At 71.1% G+C, this 22,051-nt stretch carries 16 protein-coding genes and 1 riboswitch; of the genes, 2 read left to right on the top strand and 14 right to left on the bottom strand.

The features are described from left to right. Position 1 precedes the first annotated feature (1 nt). From OG780_RS41130 to OG780_RS41165, 8 genes are all read right to left on the bottom strand, one after another. Positions 2–985 (bottom strand): ABC transporter permease, encoded by a 984-nt coding sequence (locus OG780_RS41130; RefSeq protein WP_328457061.1) that lies wholly within the window; start codon positions 983–985, stop codon positions 2–4. A 273-nt stretch (positions 986–1,258) separates the two neighbouring features. Beyond that, positions 1,259–4,060: a fumarate reductase/succinate dehydrogenase flavoprotein subunit gene (locus OG780_RS41135; RefSeq protein WP_443062275.1), complete on the bottom strand. Its 2,802-nt coding sequence runs from the start codon at positions 4,058–4,060 to the stop codon at positions 1,259–1,261. 11 nt (positions 4,061–4,071) lie between these two features. Next, positions 4,072–4,839, bottom strand: coding sequence for an ABC transporter ATP-binding protein (locus OG780_RS41140; protein ID WP_328457063.1), 768 nt, complete (start codon positions 4,837–4,839; stop codon positions 4,072–4,074). Beyond that, a complete protein-coding gene (locus tag OG780_RS41145; protein WP_328457065.1) occupies positions 4,823–5,728 on the bottom strand; it encodes an ABC transporter permease in 906 nt (301 codons plus the stop codon). Before OG780_RS41145 ends, OG780_RS41140 begins: the two co-directional genes overlap by 17 nt. Before the next feature lie 8 nt (positions 5,729–5,736). Then, positions 5,737–7,080, bottom strand: a complete 1,344-nt coding sequence (locus OG780_RS41150) for an ABC transporter substrate-binding protein (RefSeq protein ID WP_328457067.1) — start codon at positions 7,078–7,080, stop codon at positions 5,737–5,739. 16 nt (positions 7,081–7,096) lie between these two features. After that, the gene (locus tag OG780_RS41155) at positions 7,097–7,324 is read right to left on the bottom strand and encodes a 4Fe-4S dicluster domain-containing protein (protein WP_326790156.1); all 228 of its coding nucleotides are present in this window, start codon (positions 7,322–7,324) and stop codon (positions 7,097–7,099) included. A 40-nt stretch (positions 7,325–7,364) separates the two neighbouring features. Next, positions 7,365–8,153: a GntR family transcriptional regulator gene (locus tag OG780_RS41160; RefSeq protein WP_328457070.1), complete on the bottom strand. Its 789-nt coding sequence runs from the start codon at positions 8,151–8,153 to the stop codon at positions 7,365–7,367. 428 nt (positions 8,154–8,581) lie between these two features. Beyond that, positions 8,582–9,841: an acyl-CoA dehydrogenase family protein gene (locus tag OG780_RS41165; RefSeq protein ID WP_328457072.1), complete on the bottom strand. Its 1,260-nt coding sequence runs from the start codon at positions 9,839–9,841 to the stop codon at positions 8,582–8,584. Between the two features lie 852 nt (positions 9,842–10,693). On the opposite strand from OG780_RS41165, the gene OG780_RS41170 reads away from it, so the two are divergent. Next, positions 10,694–11,830, top strand: coding sequence for an LLM class flavin-dependent oxidoreductase (locus OG780_RS41170; RefSeq protein WP_328457074.1), 1,137 nt, complete (start codon positions 10,694–10,696; stop codon positions 11,828–11,830). A 207-nt stretch (positions 11,831–12,037) separates the two neighbouring features. Here OG780_RS41170 and OG780_RS41175 read toward each other — a convergent pair whose 3' ends face one another. The 5 genes from OG780_RS41175 to OG780_RS41195 are packed head-to-tail and all read right to left on the bottom strand — an operon-like array spanning position 12,038 to position 18,279. After that, positions 12,038–13,087 carry an LLM class flavin-dependent oxidoreductase gene (locus OG780_RS41175; protein ID WP_328457076.1) on the bottom strand — a complete coding sequence of 350 codons (1,050 nt, stop codon included), beginning with the start codon at positions 13,085–13,087 and terminating at the stop codon, positions 12,038–12,040. Positions 13,088–13,100: 13 nt separating this feature from the next. Next, positions 13,101–14,795, bottom strand: a complete 1,695-nt coding sequence (locus tag OG780_RS41180) for a dipeptide ABC transporter ATP-binding protein (RefSeq protein ID WP_443062276.1) — start codon at positions 14,793–14,795, stop codon at positions 13,101–13,103. Continuing rightward, a complete protein-coding gene (locus OG780_RS41185) occupies positions 14,777–15,700 on the bottom strand; it encodes an ABC transporter permease (protein ID WP_328457080.1) in 924 nt (307 codons plus the stop codon). The genes OG780_RS41180 and OG780_RS41185 overlap by 19 nt, the downstream gene beginning before the upstream one ends. Beyond that, complete coding sequence (locus OG780_RS41190; RefSeq protein ID WP_328457082.1) at positions 15,697–16,656, bottom strand: ABC transporter permease; 960 nt, start codon at positions 16,654–16,656, stop codon at positions 15,697–15,699. The genes OG780_RS41185 and OG780_RS41190 overlap by 4 nt, the downstream gene beginning before the upstream one ends. 3 nt (positions 16,657–16,659) lie before the next feature. Continuing rightward, complete coding sequence (locus OG780_RS41195) at positions 16,660–18,279, bottom strand: ABC transporter substrate-binding protein (RefSeq protein WP_328457084.1); 1,620 nt, start codon at positions 18,277–18,279, stop codon at positions 16,660–16,662. A 410-nt stretch (positions 18,280–18,689) separates the two neighbouring features. Further along, a riboswitch (SAM riboswitch) is annotated at positions 18,690–18,803 on the bottom strand. Between the two features lie 550 nt (positions 18,804–19,353). Between OG780_RS41195 and OG780_RS41200 the strand changes: the two genes are divergently transcribed. Then, positions 19,354–20,628 carry a sulfite oxidase gene (locus tag OG780_RS41200; protein ID WP_328457086.1) on the top strand — a complete coding sequence of 425 codons (1,275 nt, stop codon included), beginning with the start codon at positions 19,354–19,356 and terminating at the stop codon, positions 20,626–20,628. A gap of 22 nt (positions 20,629–20,650) precedes the next feature. Here OG780_RS41200 and OG780_RS41205 read toward each other — a convergent pair whose 3' ends face one another. Further along, on the bottom strand, positions 20,651–21,907 hold the full coding sequence (locus tag OG780_RS41205; RefSeq protein WP_328457088.1) for a cytochrome P450: 1,257 nt from the start codon (positions 21,905–21,907) through the stop codon (positions 20,651–20,653). Between the last annotated feature and the right edge of the window lie 144 nt (positions 21,908–22,051).

The following is a 22,051-nucleotide window of genomic DNA, read 5'->3' on the forward strand; positions in this document are numbered from 1 at the left end:
GTCAGCTCACCCTCACGCGAGGGTCGAGGAAGACCGTGGCGATGTCCGCCAGGATCGCGCCGACCGCGGTCAGGGCCGCGGCGAAGGCGGCCGTCGCGACGGTTCCGTGCACGTCGTTCTTGCTGATGGTCTGGATGAAGTAGCGGCCCATGCCGTTCCAGCCGAAGACCGTCTCGGTGATGACGGCACCGGTGAAGATGGCGGGGACGCTGAACGCCACGGAGGCCGCCGTCGGAATGAGCGCGGACCTCAGGGCGTGTCTGCGGACCGCCTGGGCGCGGGTGAGCCCCGTTGCCTGAGCCGTGCGGACGAAGTCGGCGTTGATCGTGTCCAGCAGCAGCGAACGCTGCGTCAGGTGGTAACCCACGTAACCCATCAGTGTCAGTGTCAGCGTGGGCAGGATCAGGTGCAGGAGGCGGTCGCCGATGGTCGGGAGCAGTCCCTCGACGGCGGGTGAGTTCTCTCCGGCGACGTAGAGGAAGTGCAGTCCGGCGTGCTGGTTCAGCCAGATCGCGACGAAGACCACGGCGAGCGCGGCGACGGATGTCGGAACGTTGAACACCGCGATGGACACGGCCTGCGAGACCCGGTCGGCCCAGCCGTACTGCCGTGAGGCCGTGTACACACCGAGCGCGACGCCGATCACGACGGACAGGACGGTCGCGATGACGACCAACTCCGCACTGACGAGGGACCGGTAGCCCACCTCCTCGTTGACGGAGACCCCGGTGGGCGACCTGCCCCAGTCGAAGTGGAGGGCCACCGAGGTGAACCAGTCCCACCACCGGTGTACGAGCGGTACTCGCGGGTCGAGGTTGTACGGCGCGAGGGCCCGGTCGATCTGTGCTTCGCTGCGGACGGGCCGCAGCTCCTTGAAGTTCGACCGTGGGTCCAGAAACCAACTGGCCAGAAAATACGTGGCGTTGGTCGCGACCACGATCATCAGGAGCCAGCCGAGCGCCTTGCGCGTCACATGGCGCACCATGTGCGGCACCTCCTCACCACAGGAGAGGGGTGTGCCTCGGGCACGCGAGAGGGGCAGGACGAAGGCATGCGTGGGGGGAACTTTCTGGGGGGAAGAGGGCGCGAAGGAACGAACGAGCGTCAGCTTGGTCCGTACTTCGCGGCGCACACCAGGGTGTTGGCCGTCCTGCCATGAGGCCGACATGTTGCCGTAGCAGACGATCCGGAATACCGGCCAATTCGGATGATCTTGGCGCGGTGCGGAGTGGACGCCCTCCCACCCTTCCCGCTGTGCTCAGTGGACCTCGTCGAGCCACACCGCTCGCGTCGCGTAGGCCCGTACGTCCGCGTCCGAGTCCGTTGTCGCCGTGGCCAGGGCCGCGCGGGCGTCCTCGGTGGCACGGTGGAGGGTCAGCGCGAGTACGGCCGCCTTGCGTACGTCGGCGTTCGGGTCGGCGAGAGCCCTGGCCAGGGCGGGGACGGCCGTCGCGGGGTCCGCGGCCGACAGGGCCTTGGCGGAGCCGGCCCGGACCTGCCAGGCGGTGTCGGACAGGGCGGCCATGGCGAGGGCGTCCAGGGGTGCCGGGCAGCCGGTGGCCGCCAGCGCCTCGTAGGCGGCCGCTCGCACCAGGGCGTCCGGGTCGGCGACGAGCTCGGCCAGGACCGCGCGCGCCCGGGTCGGCCCGGAACCCGTCGGCGGCGTGTCGCCGAGCCGTCCGGCGGCGCCGGTGCCCAGCGCCCTGGCGATCGTGACGCGGACCTCGCGGGACGGGTCCCCGGCCGCACGGGCGACCTCGTCGGTGGCGTCGACCGACACGAGCGCCCGTACGGCCTCGATGCGGACGGCGATGCTGGAGTCGGACAGGGACCCCCTGAACAGTTCGGCGTTACCGAGGCGAAGGGCGCGCAGGACGTCGAGTGCCGCGGCGCGCACGACGGAGTCGTCCGCGGAGAGGGCGAAGGCGAGCCCCTCCCGCAGGGCTCCTTCGGCCGGCAGCGTCTCGACGAGTTCGCGCAGCGAGCCCGCCGCGGCCTCGCGCACGCCCGCGTCGGCGTCGACGAGCGCGGCGGCGAGGGCCGGTCCGGTGCCCGGCGGCACGGTTTCCGTCAGAACGGTGACGGCGGTCCTGCGGACGACGGGGTCGGAGTCGGTCAAGTAGGGCGCGACGGAGGCCAGTTCGGGTTCTTCCTCCGCGAGCGAGAGGAGCTGGAGCAGGCGAGGCGTGGCAGGTGCCTCGGTGGCGGCATCGTGGGGGAGGGCTGTGCCCACCGGCGTGTGCTCGGGCCCCATCGCCACCGGCGCCGCTTCCCGGGTCCCGGCCGTCGCCACCTGCTGCGGGTGGACCTCACCGAGGTGGCGAGAGGGGCCGCCGACCGGGTTGAATCCGTCGACCGGTACCGGATACGGGGCCACGGGGCGTGCCGTGAACTCCATAGCCCCGGAAGGTGACTTGTACAGGTCCAGGTGGTGGAACCAGGACGCGTCGTCGCGCCGCGGGTGGTCGAGGCGGTCGTGGTAGAGGCCCCAGCGGGACTCCGTACGGGCCAGGGACGCCCGCGCAGCCATCTCCGCGCAGTCGCGGATGAAGGTGACCTCGGCGCAGCGCATCAGCTCGTGCGGGGTGCGGGCGCCCATGGCGGCGATGTCGGCCCGCATCCGCTCGAACGCCTCCAGGGCGAGGGACAGCCGGGCGCCGGACTTCGGCGGAGCCACGTAGTCGTTCACGAAGCGGCGCAGTTTGTACTCGACCTGGAGTTGCGGCGGGCCGTCCGGGTTGCGCAGGGGGTGGTAGATCAGGTCGTGGGCCTCGCGCAGTTGGCCGGACGGCAGTTCGCCCTCGTACGCCGTGTACCGGGCCGCGTCCGCGCCCGCCAGGTCGCCGAACACGAACGCGCCGATCATGTAGTTGTGCGGTACGCAGGCCAGGTCGCCTGCGGCGTACAGACGCGGGACGGTCGTACGGGCGTGGTCGTCCACCCGTACTCCTGAGGCCGAATGGCCGCCGCACAGACCGATCTCGGAGATGTGCATCTCGACGTCGTGCGTCCGGTAGTCGTGGCCGCGGCCGGAGTGGAACGTGCCCCGCGTCGGGCGCTCGGTCGAGTGCAGGATGGTCTCCAGGGCCGCGACCGACTCCTCCGGGAGGTGGCTCAGCTTCAGGTACACCGGGCCGCGGTCGGAGGCCAGCTCGGCGGCGAACTCGGCCATCATCTGCCCGGACCAGTAGTCGGAGTCGACGAATCGCTCTCCGTGCCGGTTGACCTGGTAGCCGCCGAAGGGATTGGCCACGTAGGCGCAGGCCGGCCCGTTGTAGTCCTTGATCAGCGGGTTGATCTGGAAGCACTCGATACCGGTGAGTTCGGCGCCCGCGTGATACGCCATGGAATAGCCGTCACCCGCGTTGGTCGGGTTCTCGTACGTGCCGTACAGGTAACCGGAGGCGGGCAGGCCGAGGCGGCCGCAGGCGCCGGTCGCCAGGATCACGGCGCCCGCGCGGACGGTGACGAACCGGCCTGTACGGGTGTTGAACCCGGCCGCACCCACGGCCTGCCCTCCGGCCGTCAGCACGCGAACCGGCATCACCCGGTTCTCGATGCGGATCCGCTCGCGCATCTCACGCCGTCGCAGCTGCCGGTACAGAACCTTCTTGACGTCCTTGCCCTCCGGCATCGGCAGCACGTAGGAGCCGGAGCGGTGCACCTGGCGCACCGCGTACTCGCCGTGCTCGTCCTTCTCGAACTTCACCCCGTACGACTCCAGGCGCTGCACCATGGCGAAGCCGCGGGTGGCGGTCTGACGGACGGTGGACTGGTCGACGATGCCGTCGTTGGCGCGGGTGATCTCGGCGACGTAGTCGTCGGGCTCGGCGCGGCCCGGGACGACCGCGTTGTTGACGCCGTCCATGCCCATCGCGAGCGCGCCGGAATGCCGGACGTGTGCCTTCTCCAGCAGGAGCACGTCAGCGCCGTGTTCGGCGGCCGTCAGCGCCGCCATGGTGCCGGCGGTGCCGCCCCCGATGACGAGGACGTCGCAGCTCAGCTCCTCGGCGTCGCCGGGGGCGGGGATCTCCAGGAGGGTGTTCACGGAGGTGGTCACCGGAGTGCCTTTCAGGTACCGAGCGAGGAGAGGACTTCGCGTCGCAGTGCCACGCGCGCAGGGTCGTCGTGCGCGGCGCGGTCGCGCGAGCGGGGCACGTCGTGCAGCGCGGCGAGCCGGCCGGAGCCGAGCAGGGCGACGCGGTCGCCGAGGAACAGCGCCTCGTCGACGTCGTGGGTCACGAACACGACGGTCGCACCCGTGCCCCGCAACACCTCCACCAGCAGATCCTGCATACCGGCGCGGGACTGGGCGTCGAGGGCGCCGAACGGCTCGTCCATGAGGACGGCGCGCGGTGCCGGAGCCAGGGCGCGGGCCAGTTGCGCGCGCTGGCGCTGGCCGCCGGACACGCGGTGCGGCAACTGCCGTGCCTGCTCGGCGAGTCCGACCCGGGTGAGCCAGGACTCGGCCTGAGCACGGCGTTCGGCTCGCGGCAACCCCTGTATGACGAGGGGCAGTTCGACGTTCGCGCGCAGGGTACGCCAGGGCAGCAGGGCGTCCTCCTGGAAGACCAGGGCGCGGTGGGCGGAGGGACCCCTCAGCGGGTGCGCGTCCTGGATCACCTGTCCGGCCAGCGGAGACAGCAGCCCGGCGAGGGTGCGCAGCAGTGTCGACTTGCCGCAGCCGGAGGGGCCGACGACGGTGAGGATCTCGCCGGGGGCCACGTCGAGGTCCACCTCGTGCAGCACGGGCGCGTCCGGGCGGCCGATGGTGGCGCCGCGCAGGGCGAGGGCCGCCCCGGAGCGCGATGGTGAACGGACTTCAGACGAGCTGGTCATGGGGCACGTCCTTCTCGGTGCTGGGCGCTGCCGGTACGGGGGCGGTGGCACCGCGCGCCTGCCGCGGTACCCGCACGCCGGGCACGTACGAGGTACGCGGCAACCAGCGGGTCAGGTGACGGCCCAGGACCTCCACGGCCGTGGAGGTGACCCAGCCGAGGACGCCGATCGTCACCATCCCGACGAACACGCCTGGATAGTTGACGATCGTGTAGTCCTGCCAGGTGCGGTAGCCGACGCCGTACTGGCCGGAGATCATCTCGGCGGAGATGACGCAGATCCATGAGACGCCGAGTCCCACCGACAGGCCGCCGAAGATGCCGGGCAGCGCGCCCGGCAGGACGACCGAGGCGAGGATGCGCAGGCGGCCGGCGCCCATGGTGCGCACAGCCTCTTCCCACACCGGAGTCAGCGCGCGCACGGCGTGCCGGGTGGAGACCAGGACCGGGAAGAAGGCGGCGGTGAAGGTGATGAAGACGATGCCCTGTTCGTTGGAGGGCAGCAGGAGGATCGCCACGGGGACCAGGGCGATGGCCGGGATGGGCCGGATCACCTCCAGCAGCGGGCCGAGCAGGTCCTCTGCGAGGCGGGAGCGGGCCACGAGCACGCCCGTGGCCACGCCCAGGACGGCGGCGAGCACAAAGCCGGTGAGGATGCGGGTGAGGCTGTCGGTGAGGTCCGTCCAGTAGTCGGGGCCCGTCAGACGGTCGGTGAAGGCGCGTGCCACGTCGGCGACCGTGGGGAACTGCGAGAAGCGCAGCCACAGGTCGACGTCGAGGCCGGTCAGCAACTGCCAGAGGACGAGGGCGGCCGCCAGGGAGCCGAGTCGCAGGGCGAACCGGCCCGCCCGCCGCGGATACCGGGGGGCGAACCGGCTCACTTGTCGCACGTCCCGGGTCATGACGCCCGCCGCAGCGCGTCGGCGTAGGTGATGACGCGGGCGCCGGTGTGCCCGGCGACGTACACCTCGGCGGTCGCCGGTGCGACGAAGGGGAGCAGCCGGCCGCCGTCCGTCACCCAGACCGCCTTGTCGGCGAACCACAGGGTGCCGGTGGTGGCGTCGGGTACGTAGGCGGCGCGGATCGTGGCCTCGTGCCGGGCGACATGACGCAGCAGTTCCGCCGGGGACTTGAAGGTGCGTACCTGCCGGGCGCCCCTGGGCCACACCTCGCTCGCGACCGGTGCGGGCCCTGTGCTGAGGCGCTCGGCGTAGTCGGCGCCGAGGGCCTTCCTGACGTACCGGTCGTCGACGAAGGCGTCGACGTCCACGTCGCCGGTGAGCTTCGCCGATTTGAGGATCGACACGTCCTGCTTGAGGGCGGAGACGAGCTTCGGTTTGATCGCCGGGTCGAAGGTGGAGATGCCGTGGGCGCCGTTGTAGAGGTAGACGACCTCGGCGGGCAGGCCGGTGGCCTCGGCGACCTTCTCGGCGGCGGAGACGGGGTGGGCGTCGAGATAGTCCGTGGCCTCCGTCTGGGCCTTGAGGAAGGCCTCCAGGACGTCGGGCCGTTTCTGGGCGAAGTCCTCGCGGGCGGTGACCCCGTGAAAGGTCGGCAGGTTCAGCTGGGCGCCGTCGTACAGGGCCTTGGCCTTGCCCTGGTAGGCGAGCAGGCCCGGCCAGGCGACGAACTGGGACAGCGCGTCGGCGCTGCCCCCGGCGAGGGCGGACGCTCCCACCGCCGGTTGCTGGTTGAGCTTCTGGATGTCCTTGTCGGGGTCGATGCCGACGCGTCGCAGAGCGCGTATGAGAGTGCCGTCGGCGGCGGAGCCGATGCTCGTAGAGACCTTCTTGCCCTTCAGGTCCGCGAGAGAGCCGAGTTCGGAGCCGGGAGCGGTGACGACGGTGTTGAGGCCACCGCGCAGGTTGTAGCCGGTGACCGAGACGAGACGGGTGGGACGGCCGAGCTGTTGGCCCCGGGCCGCGTTGATCAGGAGCGGGAAGTCGCCCATCGAGCCGATGTCGATCTTCCCGGCGGTCATCTGGGCGGTGATCGGGGCACCGGTGGCGTAGTCCTGCCAGTCGACCTTGTAGGTGTGGCCGTCGTGGAGGGCGTCGAGCTCCTTCTCGAAAGAGCCGAGGGAGCGCAGGAGAGTACCTGCCGTGACGGTGTTGATGGTTTTGGACTGGTAGCCGACCGTGACGGTGATGGTGGAGCCGTCACTTCCCGCCGTGGCGGTGCCGCCGCACGCCGTCAGGGGGAGGAGCAAGAGGCAGCTCGCGACAACTGCACTGCGTTTCATGAGAGTTCGAGGCCTTTCACCGGAGCAGATAGGGCATGTTGACCGTGACGGCTCCGGTGGGACAGCGGGCCGCGCACGGGCCGCAGTACCAGCACTCGTCGACGTGCATGTACGCCTTGCCGCTGCTGTCGTCGATGGCGAGGGAGTCCAGCGGGCACATGTCCACGCAGAGGGTGCAGCCGTCGATGCACTTCGACTGGTCGATGGTCACGGGCACGTCGGCCCGCTGGGGTACCAAGGGCATGACTGTCTCCGGAGAGGTCGTACGGAGGAAGGTGGTGGCGTCAGTGAGACCGGTGCAGGAGACCGCTCATCGTGATGCGGTCGCCGCGGAACCGGATGAACTCCAGGTCGACCGGGCGGCCGTCGGCGAGGTGCGTGAGCCGTTCCAGCATGAGGACGGCAGTGCCGCGCGGGGCTTCGAGCACGGCGGCGGAGTGGGCGTCCGCGGTGACCGCCTCCAGGGTGATCTCGGCGTGCCCCAGGGGCAGGCCGGTGATCGTCTCCAGGAGACGGAAGACGTCGGTGTTCTCCAGGTCGGCGCCGAGCAGGGCGGTGCCGATGTCGAGGGGGATGTAGGTGAGGTCGAGAGAGAGCGGGAGGCCGCCCAGGCGACGCAGGCGTTCGATGTAGAGGACGTCCGTGCCGGGCGGGACGTGCAGGCGTTCGGCGACCGGGGCCGGTGCCGGGGCGGGGCCCGCCGTGCGGACCTCGTTGGTGACCCGGCCGTGTTCATGGAGGGTTTCGGCCAGGCCCATCAGACGGTCGAGGCCGTGCGGGTACTTCCGGGCGACCACCACGGTGCCGACGCCCGGCTGGCGTTCGACGAGACCTTCGGCGCGCAGCAGGTCGAGGGCTTGGCGGACGGTGTTGCGGGAGGCGCGGTAGTCGCCGGCGAGGATCGACTCGTGAGGCAACGTGTCTGTGGGGAAGCCGCCGGTGAGGAGCTGGTGGCGGAGGAGGTCGGCCAGCTGCCGGGCCCGGTCGGCGCGCAGCCTGCGCCGCGCGCGGTGGGCGGCGACGGTGGTCGCGCCCTGGCCGGCGTGGTCTCGGACGCGGTCGGTGGGAGGCACGGGTCGAACCCTATCGATCCCCTAGGAATATGCGTGTTGCTGAAATATTGCGCCACCTGATGCCCGGCCGGATGCCCCGCTCACCTGGGGTTTCCGGCGGCTGACACGAACATGTGCCGCTTGCCGCCGCTTCGGGGACGGGACGCCGGGCGCGATCCGCCGTGGCGCCGGCGGCTTCGGCACGGTGGATCAGAGCGCCGGCCGTCCAGGGACACCGTCCCGGCTTCCCTGTCCGGGGAGAGAGGCTGCGGGCGCGCGGAGTCAGGGGTTTGCCCAGCTCCGCGGGTGTCCGTCAACGCGCCGACATCAGCGGGCAGTTGGGCTGCCGCGACGTCGGCGAACGTGACGCCTTCGAGGATCTCGCCCTGGCTGGAATCCGCATGGGCGCACTATCCGTACGGCTCGGGTCGGTTTCGACGCTCTCTCGTTCAGAGGGGCAGGACGAACGGAGGGTGCGCGCCGTTGAGGAAGTAGTCCCCGACGTCACGGAGTCGGGCGCCGACGGGCTCGTACAGGGTGAGGGTTCGCGCATTGCGCCAGAAGCGGTCGAAGCCCAGCCGTGAGGACGCGGAGCGGGCGCCGACGACCTCGAGGGCACGGGTGGTGGACTCCTGTGCGGCCCTGGACGCGGCGGCTTCGGCCATGGTCACGAGAACGGAGATCTCCGCGTACTCGTCGTAGCTCAGGGCTTCGCCGCGTGCCAGTCCGCCCAGCACGGCTTGCACCGCCTGCTCGTTGAGTGCCGAGGCGGAGCGGGTGAGAACGGTGAGTTCTCCGTGCAGGATCAGGATCCGCGGGTCCGAGGGAGAGCCGACCGGCCAGGCGGGATGCCAGAGCGAGTGGCCCGCCCGGCTGTATTCGCGTACTTCGGTGAGCACTCCCTCGGCGATACCGAGCAGCAACTGGACGGAGAGGAGGCGTCCGACCGGCGAGGTGAAGGCGGTCAGGGGTGACAGGACGTCCTCGTCCGCGGACAGGGATCCGAGCACGTTGCCGGCGGCGACCGGTACGGCGTCGAAATCCACGCTGCCGCCGGCCGCGAGCCGCTGGCCGAAGGTTTCCGAGTCGGCGTCGATCCGCACACCGGGATGGGCGGGATCGACGACGACGGCGAAGGGCTCGCCGGTGTCGACCCGCTCGCCCCGTACGGCGAGGCGGTCGGCGACCTGGACCCCTGTGGCGTAGTTCTGCCGACCGTCCAGGACGTAGCCGCCGCCTCTCCTGGCCAGCCTCAGAGGCGGTTCCTGGCGGGCGAGACCGCCACCCCAGAGGAAGGGCTTCTTCGTGGAGCGCCGGGCGGTCTCGGTGGCGCGCGCGGAGGCGGCGAAGGACAGCGCGCTCCACGACAGGAAGTAGTGACAGCCGAGCAGTTGACCGATCGCGGCGTCGGCGGCGGAGATCTCCCGGACGACGGCGTAGGCCGTCGCCCAGTCCGCGCCGCCTCCTCCGGCGCCGGCCGGTACGAGCAGCGTCAGCAGTTCCGCCTCGCACAGTCGGGAGACCTCGTCGAAGGGGGTTTTGCCCGCCTGCTCCCTGGCCACCGCGTCCGTGGCCAGGTCTTCCGCCGTCTCGCGGGCCGCACGCAGCCAGTGTGCGTGGCCGGGTCCGGCCGGGTCAGGTCCGGCCGGCTCGAGTCCGGTCCGGTCGGATTCGGTGGCGGGTCCCGACGGCGCGGTGACAACGTCCATGATGGTGGTTTCCTCAAAGTCGGTGGCAAGGTGCCGTGTCGGGAATCTCTTGCCGGTCGGGCACGCACTTGGTGGTCCACGCGCCGTACGGTGACGACGCGGCGCCGGTGAGCCGTGCCCGGGTTCGGCTTGGGCGGCATCGCGTGATCGCCCGGGCGGGAGAAGGAGCGGCGGCACGTTCAACGTGTGGGTGCCGCGCGCCCTACGCGCTGCGACAGACGGCGCTGGCGACGCGACCGAAGTCGACGTGCCGACGGCGAACCAGTCGCTGCTGCGTGGGGGGCATGTACATCATCCTGCGCATCCTCGGGACGCGCGGTCAATGATTTCCTAGTAAATCAATAGGAAATCAGGAGGAGCGGTCCCACGGGCGGAGAGGCGAGCCGATGAGTACCGGCCACGTCCGGTCGTCCGGCATTCGGACCGTAGTTGACGGGAAGCCAGGCGCACTGCTGAATGAGTTGCATGAACGCCGAGCATCGCCTGGTCACCCGGGACCACATCGACTTCGGCCGGGTGTGGTCCGCCGCGTGTCGCGCCTGACGCGACAGCGGGCCGTATGAACGGCCCGTCCCCCCTTGGTGATCCTGTCGTGGGCGGATTCCTTCTTCGTGGCATCGTCATAGGCGTGCGCTGAGCACACGCTGCATGGATGTCCGGACGGTCCCGCGAGGCCTGTCACGCGCCGCCGTCATCCGGCATGACCCGAGGCGCGTGTCCCGGTGTCATCACGCGACCCGGATCCCAGCTCTCCGATGCATCGTCAAATTCCGTGCCTCCACGGGGTGTTCAGTCCTGCCTCGCCCCGCTTTCCACGGCACGACCCACAGGACTCGAGAAGGGCCATCTCCCATGCCAGTGGAGTTCCTTGGTATCGCCGCCACTCATGACGGCTCCGAGACCGTCCCGCGCTCCGGTGCCGCTTTCGACAAGGAGTACACGCTCCGGCTCGCGCGGGCCCACGAGGAGAACGGCTGGGACCGGGTGTTGTTCGCCTACGGTTCCGGATCGCCGGATCCCGCCCCGGCCGCCGCCTACATCGCGAGCAGACTGGACCGCCTCCAGATCCTGCTCGCCCACCGGCCCAACGTCTCGTACCCGACCTTCGCCGCGAAGACCTTCGCCACCCTCGACCAGATCAGCGAGGGCCGGCTCACCGTGCACTTCATCACCGGCGGCAACGACCACGAACAGGGCCGCGAGGGCGACACCCTGACGAAGGACGAACGGTACGCCCGCACCCGCGAGTACATCCGGATCGTCAAGAAGATCTGGACCACCCACGAGCCGTTCGATCACGAAGGCGAGCACTACCGGTTCCACGATTTCGTGAGCGACGTCTTTCCGGTCCAACATCCCCGTCCCGGCGTGTCGTTCGGTGGTTCGTCGCCCGCCGCGTACGCCGCTGGAGGCGCCGAGGCCGACATCTTCTGCCTGTGGGGCGAGCCCCTGGAGAAGACCGCCGAGCAGATCGAGTCCGTGAAGGCCGCCGCGAAGGCCGCGGGCCGCACCGAAGCGCCCCGCATCCAGGCGGCGTTCCGCCCGATCATCGCCCCGACCGAGGAACTGGCCTGGGAGAAGGCCCACCGCACCGTCGGCGCGATCAAGGCCCGCAAGGAGAAGGGCGAGTTGCCCACCAGACGGCACAACGGCCAAGGCCAGCCACAGAACTCCGGGTCACAGCGGCTGATCGCCATCGCCGAGGCGGGGGAGCGGTACGACCGCGCCCTGTGGACCCCGACCGCCGCCGCGACGGGAGGCGCGGGCAACTCCAACGCCCTGGTCGGAACCCCGGAGACGGTCGCCCGGGCGCTGCTCGACTACTACGACCTGGGCGTCGACATTCTCTCCGCCCGCGGCTACGACCTGCTCGACGACGCGATCGACTTCGGCCGGTACGTGATCCCGATCGTCCGCGAGGAGGTCGCCAAGCGCGACGCCGAGCGAGCGACGCGTGGCACGCGGAATCTCGCGGCGGTACATGGCTGACGCCCCACGCACGACGCCCCTCGCCTGCTGACGGGCGCCTGGCGGTCGAGGGGTGGGAGGGGCGCTGTTCACGCCGCCGCCGAGAGTCGTCGGCAGGACGGAATCACCCTCGCCGATCGTCGCGACGACGTGCCCCGCCCGGTGCGCTCGGGTACGGAGGCGGAGCCGGGCCGCGTCCGACCGCACGTCCGGCTCCGGGAAGCGGACTCAGCGGACCGTCTCCGGTACCGTCAACGAGGCCGGACGCCAGCCCAGTTCGGGTGCGATCAGCTGCCGTGTGTCGTGCAGGATCTGTTCGTACTCCTCCCGGTGGAACTCGTACGGCAGCTCCAGGCGCAGCTCCGAGACCTGCGCCAGGACCGGGTCGGCGGCCAGCTGCTCGAGGATCTGTTCGGCCGTGCCCACCACGTCGGGGGCGAACAGGGTCCGCTTCGGTCCCTGAGGTGTCAGGGTGCGGGCGTGACGGCCGGCCGCGTAGGCGCGGTACCGGGCCCGGCCGGCCGCGTCGGCGCCGTCGAAGGGCACGATCACCCGGCCCAGGGCCACCCGTGCCGGACGCTCCACACCCTGCCGGGACAGCGCTCGTCGGTACTCGGCCAGCAGATTGAGCTGGGCCGTGGTGAAGTCGTCGGTGCCCTCACCGGAGACGATGTTGCCGGACAGCAGGTTCAGGCCGTTCTCCGCTGCCCAGCGGACCGAGCGCAGGCTCCCGCCGCCGTACCAGATGCGGTGCGCCAGACCGGGATCGTGCGGTTGCAGACGGGGACGCTGCACGTTGCCCGGCGAGTGGATGACCGTGTCGAGGCCGCCGAGATGGTCGCCGCGCAGGTTGTCGAGGACGCGGGCGATCCTGCCGTACGAGAGGTCGAAACCGCGCCAGTCCCCGTCGTACACGAGGTCTCCGAGCAGCTCGGCGTGCGGCATGCCGGTGCTGAAGCCGATCTGGAGCCGGCCCCGGGACAGTACGTCGGCCAGCGCCAGATCCTCGGCGAGGCGGAAAGGACTCTCGTAGCCGATCGGTATGACGGCCGTGCCGAGCTCGATCCGCTGCGTGCGCTGGCCCGCCGCGGCGAGGAAGACAGCAGCCGATGAGACGCCGTGTTCGAGGTGCCGCTGCCTGATCCAGGCACCGTCGAAACCCGACCGTTCGCCGTACTCGAACAGCTGGAGCGTCTCCTCCAGGCCGGTGTACGGGTCGTCGTCCGCGAAGTTGCCCGGGGTGAGAAACGCGAGGGACGTGATGGTGGGAATGGTCATGTGATGCCGGTCCTCAGCTCGTGATGGTCTCGGCGTCGGGGGAGGGGACCCGGGCGCCGGGGATCGCCGCGAGCAGCTCGCGGGTGTAGGCGTGGCGGGGACGGGTGAAGAGCTCCTCCGGAGGACCCGCCTCCACGACGCGGCCGGCCCGCATGACCGCGACCTGGTGCGCGATCTGGCGTACGACGGCCAGGTCGTGGGAGATGAAGAGGTAGGCCACCCCCGTGCCGGCCTGCAACTCGGCCAGCAACTCCAGCACTTGGGCCTGCACCGAGACGTCGAGCGCGGACACGGGCTCGTCGCACACCACCAGGTCGGGGGAGAGGGCGAGCGCACGGGCGATCGCCACACGCTGACGCTGCCCGCCGGACAGCTCCGCCGGCCGGCGTTCCAGTACGGCCGCCGGAAGCGCCACCCGGTCGAGCAGTTCGCGGGCCCGCGCGAGCCGCGAGGCACGGTCGCCGACCTTGAAGGCACGCAGCGGCTCGGTGATCACCTCACCGATGGGGAAACGCGGATCGAGGGACGCGTACGGGTTCTGGTAGACGAGTTGGGCACGGCGGCGCAGCACCCTGGCACGGGCAGCCCCGGCGGTGGTGACGTCGATGCCGTCGAACAGGACCTGCCCGGCGGTCGCGTCGGCGAGCCGGAGCACCAGCCGGGCGGTGGTGGACTTGCCCGAGCCCGACTCACCCACCAGGGCGAGGGTCTGCCCGTGATGGACGGCGAAGCTGACGTCGTCGACCGCGCGCAGGGTCCGGGGTCCGTCCGCGGTGCGAGGCAGCCGGAACTCCTTGACCAGGTTGCGCGCTTCCACCAGAGGAACCGTGTCCGCCGCGGCCACGGCCGCGGACGGGCGGCGGCGAGCCGTGGTCATGCTCGGGGCGCTCGCCAGCAGATGCCGGGTGTACGCGTCCTGGGGATCGGCGAGGACGTCACGGGTGGCTCCCGCCTCCACCACCCGGCCCCGCGCCATGACCACCAGCCGCTGCGCCCGTTCGGCGGCGACCCCGAGGTCGTGGGTCACCAGCAGGATCGCCGTGCCCGACTCCTCGGCCAGGCGCTGGAGATGATCGAGGATGACCCGCTGCACGGTGACGTCGAGCGCGCTGGTCGGCTCGTCGGCGATGATCAGTTCGGGTCGCGCGGCGATCGCGACGGCGATCAAGGCGCGTTGCCGCATGCCCCCGGAGAGTTCGTGCGGGTACTGCCGGGCCCGGACGGCGGCGTCGGGCAGTCCGGCCCGGTCCAGAACGGCGAGCGCCTCGACGGCGGCCGAGCGGCGGTTCGCCAGACCGTGGATGCGCAGCACCTCCGCGACCTGTTCGCCGATCCGCTTGACCGGGTTGAGCGACACGGTCGGGTCCTGCGGGACCAGCCCGATCCGTGCCCCGCGTACGGTGCGCAGTTCCGCCTCCGACAGCGTGGCCAGGTCGTGCCGGCCGAAGCGCACCGAGCCCGCGTCGATGACGCCGTTGTCCGGGAGGAGACGGGTGATCGCGTGCGCGGTCGTGCTCTTGCCGGAGCCGGACTCACCGACCACCGCGGTCACCTGCCCCGGCCACACGTCGAGGTCCACGCCCCGGACGGCCGCCACGCCGCCACCGCCGCGGGTGCGGTACGAGACGGACAGGCCGCGGATCTCCAGCAGTGGTGTGGTCATGTCCTCACCGTTCTCGGCTTCGTCGGTCATCGCTGCCGGGACCATTCGCCGTCCAGGGCCCTCGCGACGCGGTTGGTGGCCAGTACGGTCGCGGCGATCGCCAGTCCGGGCAGCGCGGTCAGCCACCAGGCGTTGGCCAGGTAGTTGCGGCCTTCGGAGATCAACGTGCCCCACTCCGGGGCCGGCGGGGGAGCGCCGTACCCGAGGAAGCTCAGCGCCGACACGGCCAGGATGGAGGCGCCGAAGTCGAGCGTGGCCAGGACGATCACCGGGCCCGCGGCGTTGGGCAGCACATGCCGGCCCAGCACCGAGTACCAGCGGGCCCCGCAGGAGCGCGACGCCTCGACGAACACCGCCTGACGCACCCGGAGCACCTCGGCGCGGGCGACGCGGGCGAAGGAGGCGACACTGGCGATGCCGACCGCGACGGCCACCTTCACCGTCCCGTATCCCAGCGCGGTCACCAGGGCCAGCGACAGGAACAGCGCGGGGATGGCGAGCAGGACGTCGACGAAGCGCATCAGCACGTCGTCCACCCAGCGGCCGACGAACCCGGCGACCACGCCGAGCAGGCCGCCCACCACGAACGCCACCAGCACCGCGATCAGCGTGGCCTTCAGGGACAACTGTGCGCCGTGCACCACCCGGGAGAACACATCGCGCCCCAGCTCGTCCGTGCCGAACCAGTGCGCGCCGCTCGGGCCGCGGAAGTTCTGCGCCGGTACCCCTGTCAGCGGATCGCGAGAAGTGAACAGCTGCGGCCGGAACGAGGCCAGCACCACCAGCACGAGGACGCCGATCGACAGCAGCAGACCAGGGCGGCGCAGCAGGAACCGCAGCACCCGCCGTACGCGGACGCGGCGCCCTGGTGCGGGATCCTGCGGTGGTCCCACCGGCCGAACGAGACCGAGCGCGGTCTCGGCGGGGTCGTCGACAAGACTCTGGCTCATGCGATGCGCGCCCTTCTGTCCGAGGCCACCACGATCCGGGGGTCGAGCAGCGGATAGACCAGGTCGACGACGAGGTTCGTCGTCACGAAGATCAGTGCGCCGAACGCCACCACCCCCTGGACCACCGGGATGTCCTGGGCCGTGACGGCCGCCGCGGTCACGCGGCCCAGGCCGTCACGGGAGAACACCGTCTCGACGACGACCGAACCGGCGATCAGCTGCCCCACCAGCAGTCCGGCGACCGTCAGCGCCGGCAGGGAGGCGTTGCGCAGCGCGTGCCGCAGATGGACCCGCCAGCGGCCCGCGCCCTTCGCGCGGGCGGTCTCCACATACGGCTGGTCGAGCGCGGTGAGCAGACTCTTGGCCAGCACCTGCGCGATCAGGGCGCCGGTCGGGACCGCGAGGGTCAGCGCCGGCAGCACCAGCCCCTTCGGCCCGTCGTTGCCGAACGCGGGGAACCAGCGCAGCCGGAAGGAGAACGCCTCGACGAGCAGGAGCCCCACCCAGAACGTCGGGACGGACACTCCCAGCGGCGGCAGCGACAGCAGCAGCTGCCGCAGCCAGCGGCGTGTGGTGTACGTGGCCGTCACCGCCAGCCCGCCGCCGAGGACCACCGCGAACAGCAGCGCCGAAGCCGTCAGTTGGAGGGTCTGGGGCAGCGCGTCGGCCAGTGTCGAGGCGACCGGGCGGCCGGTGGCGACCGAGTCGCCGAAGTCCCCGCGCACCGCCCGGCCGAGATACTCGGCGTACTGCGTGAGCACCGGCTTGTCGAAGCCGTACTCGTGCCGCAGGGCGGCGATCTGCCGGGGATCGACCTGCCCCGAGTCCATTCCGGCACCGGCCATCGCGGTGACCGGGTCGCCCGGCAGGTAGTCCAGCACCAGGAACGACACGGTGTACGCCGCCCACAGCACCCCGACCGCCTGCGCGAGCCGTTTGAGCACGTAGCCGCGCACGGGTCAGCCGATCCAGGTGTCGTGCAACTGGATCCGGCTGGAGGCGTCGAAGGCGAGGCTGTGCACCTTCGTGGACAGGCCGAGCTGGGTCTGCAGCTCCACCACCGGCACGTTGTAGGCGTCGCGCACGATCGACTGCTGTGCCTGGGCCACCAGTTCGCTGCGCCCCGCCGGGTCGGTGGTCGCGGCCTGCGCGGACAGGGTCCTGTCCAGGCCGCTCGCCGGAACGCGGTAGAAGTTGGCCAGCTTCGTGGAGAAGGAGCTGCGCAGGATGTCGGGGTCGGCGCGGGTGATGTTCCCCCATGTCGCGTCGAATTCGCCCGACTGCTGTGTCGGTGTCAGCTGGGTGAGCTGGAGCTGCTTGAGGGTCACCTGAACTCCCACAGCCTTCAGCTGCTGCTGTATCAGCTCCAACGCGGGCTGATTGGTCGCCGCGTTGGGAACCCAGTCGATGGTCAGGCTCAGCTTCTTGCCGCCCTTGGTGCGCGTGCCGTCGCCGCCCGCCTTCCAACCGGCCTCGTCCAGAAGGGACTTCGCCTTGGCCGCGTCGAAGGCCAGATCCGGGGCGAGGCTGGTGTAGTCGGGCGTGGTGTGTGCGAGGACGCTGGTCGCCGCCCGGGTGCCGGTGGGGAAGACGGTGTCGGCGATCTGCTTGCGGTCGATGGCGGACAGGATCGCCCGGCGGACCCTGGCATCTTTCAGGAGGGGCCGCGCGTTGTTGAAGCCGAGTCCGAAGACGATGCCGGGGTTGGCCCGCCTCTGGAGGGTGACCTGGCCGCCCTTGAGCGCCGCCTCGTCGGCCCGGCCCACACTGCCGATCGCGTCCACCTGGCCGGACCGGAGACTGCCGGCGCGCACGCCCGCTTCCGGCACGACCTTGAACACGAGCTCGTCCAGGTACGCCTCGCCCTTCTTGTTCCACCGTGAGGAACCCCAGGCGTAGCCGCGGCGCTTGGCCAGGGTGATCGACTGGTTCTGCACGTACCGCTTCAGCACGAAGGGTCCGGATCCGATCACCCCGTCACTGCACTTCTGCTGCGGTGACCTCTTCGCGCTCGCCGACGACTCGATCCCCAGGGAATGCGTGGAAGTCGCCTGCAGGAACTGGGCGTTGGGCTGCTGGAAGGTGACCTTGACGGTGAGCGGGTCGACCACCGTGGTGCTCTTGGCGCCGCTCAGGTAGCCCTCGGCAAGGGTCCCCAGGACACCGAGACGCGGCACCGCGTCGAAGTTGTCCTTGACCACCTGGGCGGTCAGCGGGGACCCGTCGCTGAAGGTGACACCCGAGCGCAGGTGGAAGGTGAAGGCGGTCGCGTCCGCACTGATGTCCCAGCTCTTCGCCAGCCACGGCACGATCTTGCCGGTCCTGGGGTCCTGGTCCGTCAGCGAGTCCACGACCTGGCGCACCGAGTAGATCGTGTCGTTGCTGCCGACCTGCTGGGGATCCACACAGCCGGCGTCCGACCCCACGGCGAAGGTCAGGGTTCCGCCGGAACGCGGCTTGCCGTCACCGGCGCCGGAGCCGCCGGTGTCCGACCCGCAGGCCGTCAGCAGCACACTGGTGGTGAGAAGGGCGGTGAGCGCCGCCCATCGGGGAGATCTGAAATCCGGAAGTGCACTCACGGAGGGTTCTCCTCATTGTGTCGCCAGGCACGGGACACCGCGCGGGGCACGGCCACGCACAGGCGTGCGGGCCCGGTCGGCGCGGTGCCGTGACGGGGGAAATGTCCTGCGGACAGGGGCCGGGCGGAAGGTGGATCCGAAGGATCAGCAGGAGCAGGAGGAGGCGGGACCCGGACGGGGACGCATACCCCGATCACTGGTCACGGACGGGGCCCTCGGCGGGCAAGCCCGTCAGCGCTCCGCTGCGGAAAGGGCCGTCAGGCCTGACAGAAGCAGCTGGTCGAGCGCTTCAGATCGATGTGGCGTCGGCGCGCCAGCCGGGAGAACACCATGGCGACGGAGAAGGAGGCACGAGGGTCACCACTGTGTCGCATAACGGTCCTCCCCCCATCTCCGGCCCCGGTCATGGGGCCACGCGCTTGCGCGGATCGTCGCTGATCCCGCCGGGCTTTCACCTGGAGCACCCCACCGCGCGGGAGGGTTGCCGGTCAGCAAGCCAGGGCTTGACGCTGACACTCGATGCCGTTCGTGATCGTACGGAGCGGTTCTGACGTACGTCAATGGCGGCACCGGACTCCGCCGGGGAGCACGGGCCGGCCGCCGTCATGTCAGGGACACGAGGCCGGCCGCGGTCGTGTCGGGCGACACGGGCGTCGGTCGCCGTCACGTGGGGGACACAGGCCGGTCGCCGTCACGGCGGGGAGAGTCGGCGTTCAGGAATTGACACCATCGCGCCGGCCCGCCGGTCAGGTGCGGGGCCGACGGGTCGCGGCCGCCACGCCAACCGACCTGCCTGGACGCCCGGTTCACCGGCACGAATGCTCCGTTGACGCCTTCCGCCCCGTGTGCTTTCATCCCGCCATGCCGATGTCGGAGCCGCTGACCCGCCGCCGCGCCGTGGACCTCGTCCGCGTCGCCGCCGCGCTGTGTCGGACGACCGGCTGATCACGCGCTTCCGCGAACTTCCGCTCCGTACAAGCCGGTTGAGCCCATACCGGTCGACCTCGCGCATACCCGTGCCGACTTGTGCCGAGCCCTCTCGTTCCTCTCGCCCCGTTATGACGAGGACCCGCCATGCCTTCGCTCACCCCCGCAGGTCGCCGCTACGAAACCGAGTACGACCGCCGCAGGCTGCGCCAGTGGCTCGCAGGTGAGGCCAGAGCCGAAGGGGTCACCCGCCGTCGGCTGCTCACCCTGCTCACCGCTGCCGCCGCCGGAACCGCACTCGGCACCCCCCAGCCCGCCCACGCCGCCGACAGACCGATCGTCAAGCCGCTGCCCGCCGAGTGGTTCATCGAGCGCGGCACCAACGCCGAGACCCGGTGGGAGGCGCTGCGCGGAACCGGTCACCACACCCCCAACGAACTGTTCTTCGTGCGCAATCACACCGCCACACCCGTCCTGAATGCCGACGACTGGCGGCTGCGGCTGTGGGGGAGCGGGTTGCGCGGCAACCACGGCGAGGACCGTCCGGTGGAGTTCGGGTACGACGATCTGCGCGCGCTGCCGGCCGTCACCCGGACCGCGTTCGTCGAATGCGCAGGGAACGGCCGCTCCTACTACACGACGCAACAGGGGGAGACGGTCACCGGCACCGCGTGGACCCTGGGAGCGATCGGCGTCGCACGCTGGCGCGGGGTGCGGCTGGGTGACGTGCTGCGCAGGGCAGGGCTGTCCCCCCGCGCCGTGGACGTGCAGCCGCGCGGTCTGGACGCCGAGTACGTCAGCGGCGGCGAGAGTCTGGGGCGGGTACGACGTCCGCTGCCGCTGGCCAAGGCCCTGGACGACGTACTGCTCGCGTACGAGATGAACGGCGAGCCGCTTCCGTACGACCACGGTCATCCGGTGCGGGTGTTGGTGCCCTCCTGGGTGGGGATCGCGTCGATCAAGTGGGTCGGCGACATCGAAGTGTCCGCACAGCCGCTCTACTCGCCCTGGAACACCACCTTCTACCGGCTGTTCGGCCCCGCCTACCCCGAGGGCGGGAGCGCTCCGCTGACCCGGCAGGCCACGAAGAGCGCCTTCGAGCTGGCGAGCGGGGCCACGTTCACGGCCGGAAACAGGCACGTCCTGCACGGACGGTCATGGTCGGGGGCGGGAGGCGTCGCCAAGGTCGACGTCAGTACGGACGGCGGTGCCAACTGGCGGCCCGCCCGGCTGCACGACCGGCCCCAGTCCGGCACCTGGACCCGGTGGTCCCTCGGCTGGCGGCCCGACACACCCGGCGCCACCCACCTGCTGGCGCGCGCCACGGACACAGCCGGCCGGACCCAGCCGGACACCGCCGTACCGAACGCACAGGGGTACCTGTTCGGCGCGGTGGTACGGCATCCGGTCAGCGTGGTGTGACAGCAGGCACTCCGCCGTCCCCTCACACCGACCCGTGGGGCAGCACGGGCAGTGCGGCCAGACGGCGGTGCAGATAGCCGCCGCCCCAGGCCAGTTCGTTCAGCGGCACAGCCGGCTCCAGCCGTTGCCAGCGGCCGAGGACGACGGTCAGGGCCACCGTGAGCTCCAGGCGGGCCAGTGCCGATCCGGGACAGTAGTGCGGGCCCAGACCGAACGTGAGATGACGGCCGGCGGTGCTGCGGTCCGGGTCCAGTGTGCCGGGGTCGGCATGGCAGCGCGGGTCGTGGTTGGCCGCCGCCACGGAGAGCAGGACTCCGCTGCCCGCCGGAATGACCGTGTCCCCGAACCGGACGTCCTCCAGCGCCACCCTCTTGGTGCTGAAAGGGCCCGGGGTGTCCCAGCGCAGCAACTCGTCCACCGCGCGCGGAATCCGCGACGGCTCCTCCCGCAGGGAGTCCTGTACGTCGCGGTGGCCCAGCAGCGCCACCACGCTCATGCCGATCGCCTGCACCGTGCTGTCGAAGCCGGCCAGCAGCAGCATCGCCAGGAGGGAGGCGACCTCGTCCTCGGTCGCGCCGCCCTGTTGGCGCCATGCCGCGAGGACGCGCGAGACGACGTCGTCACCCGGAGCGGCCGCGCGGCGGACCATCTCGCGGCGGACGAACGCGTCGATACGGGCCACGCTCTCCTCGACGGCGCGGGCGGAGCAGCCCGCCTTGTCCGCGAGGAGCGCCACCGGTTCGTACAGCGCGGCCCGCTCCTCCTCACGCACCTCGAACACCTCGCACAGCGACCGGAAGGCGAACGGGCGCGCGAACGCGTCCATCAGCTCCAGCGGCCCCTGCCCCCGCGCCGCGTCCGCCGCGTCGAGCAGTTCACCGGCGGCTTGCTCGATGCGCTCCCGGTGGGCGGCCATGCGTGCCGGGGTGAGGGCCGGAGTCGCCAGGCGGCGGATCCGCGTGTGGTCCGGCGGATCGTAGTTGACCAGCGTCACGTCCAGCGCGCGTCGGCGCACGCCAGGGTCGGGAACGTGGCCGCCGCTCAAGGACAGGCGGGGATCCAGGAACCCGGCCCGCACATCCTCGGCACGGGTCACCAGCCAGGCGGGCCGTCCGGCGGGCGTCCTGATCCGGGCCACGGGACACGTCTCCCGGATCTCGGCCAGCGTCTCCTCAGGACGGGCCAGGAACGCGGCCCCGAGCGGCTCCGGCAGCCGCTGCCGTCCTGCCGCCGCGGGCTGGGCGGACGGCGCGGCCGTGACGACGGGCTCGGTGTCCATACGGAGGCGTCCTCTCGAGGTCGCGGAGCGTGCGGCGGCCACCGTAGGAACGGCCGGTTGCCCGCCGGTTCGCGCCCGGTGCGATTCCGGTATGCGGCCGACGCGGCCCGTCTCGCCGGCGACACCCCCGAGACGCCATCGCCC

Origin of the sequence: Streptomyces sp. NBC_00386 (assembly GCF_036063235.1) — a bacterium.
GTDB lineage: Bacteria > Actinomycetota > Actinomycetes > Streptomycetales > Streptomycetaceae > Streptomyces.

Coding starts and splice junctions, on each gene's coding strand:
- OG780_RS41165 (WP_328457072.1), bottom strand. CDS start 9,841: ATGGACGTTGTCACCGCGCCGTCGGGACCCGCCACCGAATCCGACCGG.
- OG780_RS41140 (WP_328457063.1), bottom strand. CDS start 4,839: ATGACCAGCTCGTCTGAAGTCCGTTCACCATCGCGCTCCGGGGCGGCC.
- OG780_RS41150 (WP_328457067.1), bottom strand. CDS start 7,080: ATGAAACGCAGTGCAGTTGTCGCGAGCTGCCTCTTGCTCCTCCCCCTG.
- OG780_RS41130 (WP_328457061.1), bottom strand. CDS start 985: ATGGTGCGCCATGTGACGCGCAAGGCGCTCGGCTGGCTCCTGATGATC.
- OG780_RS41200 (WP_328457086.1), top strand. CDS start 19,354: ATGCCTTCGCTCACCCCCGCAGGTCGCCGCTACGAAACCGAGTACGAC.
- OG780_RS41180 (WP_443062276.1), bottom strand. CDS start 14,795: ATGGTCCCGGCAGCGATGACCGACGAAGCCGAGAACGGTGAGGACATG.
- OG780_RS41170 (WP_328457074.1), top strand. CDS start 10,694: ATGCCAGTGGAGTTCCTTGGTATCGCCGCCACTCATGACGGCTCCGAG.
- OG780_RS41175 (WP_328457076.1), bottom strand. CDS start 13,087: ATGACCATTCCCACCATCACGTCCCTCGCGTTTCTCACCCCGGGCAAC.
- OG780_RS41155 (WP_326790156.1), bottom strand. CDS start 7,324: ATGCCCTTGGTACCCCAGCGGGCCGACGTGCCCGTGACCATCGACCAG.
- OG780_RS41205 (WP_328457088.1), bottom strand. CDS start 21,907: ATGGACACCGAGCCCGTCGTCACGGCCGCGCCGTCCGCCCAGCCCGCG.
- OG780_RS41185 (WP_328457080.1), bottom strand. CDS start 15,700: ATGAGCCAGAGTCTTGTCGACGACCCCGCCGAGACCGCGCTCGGTCTC.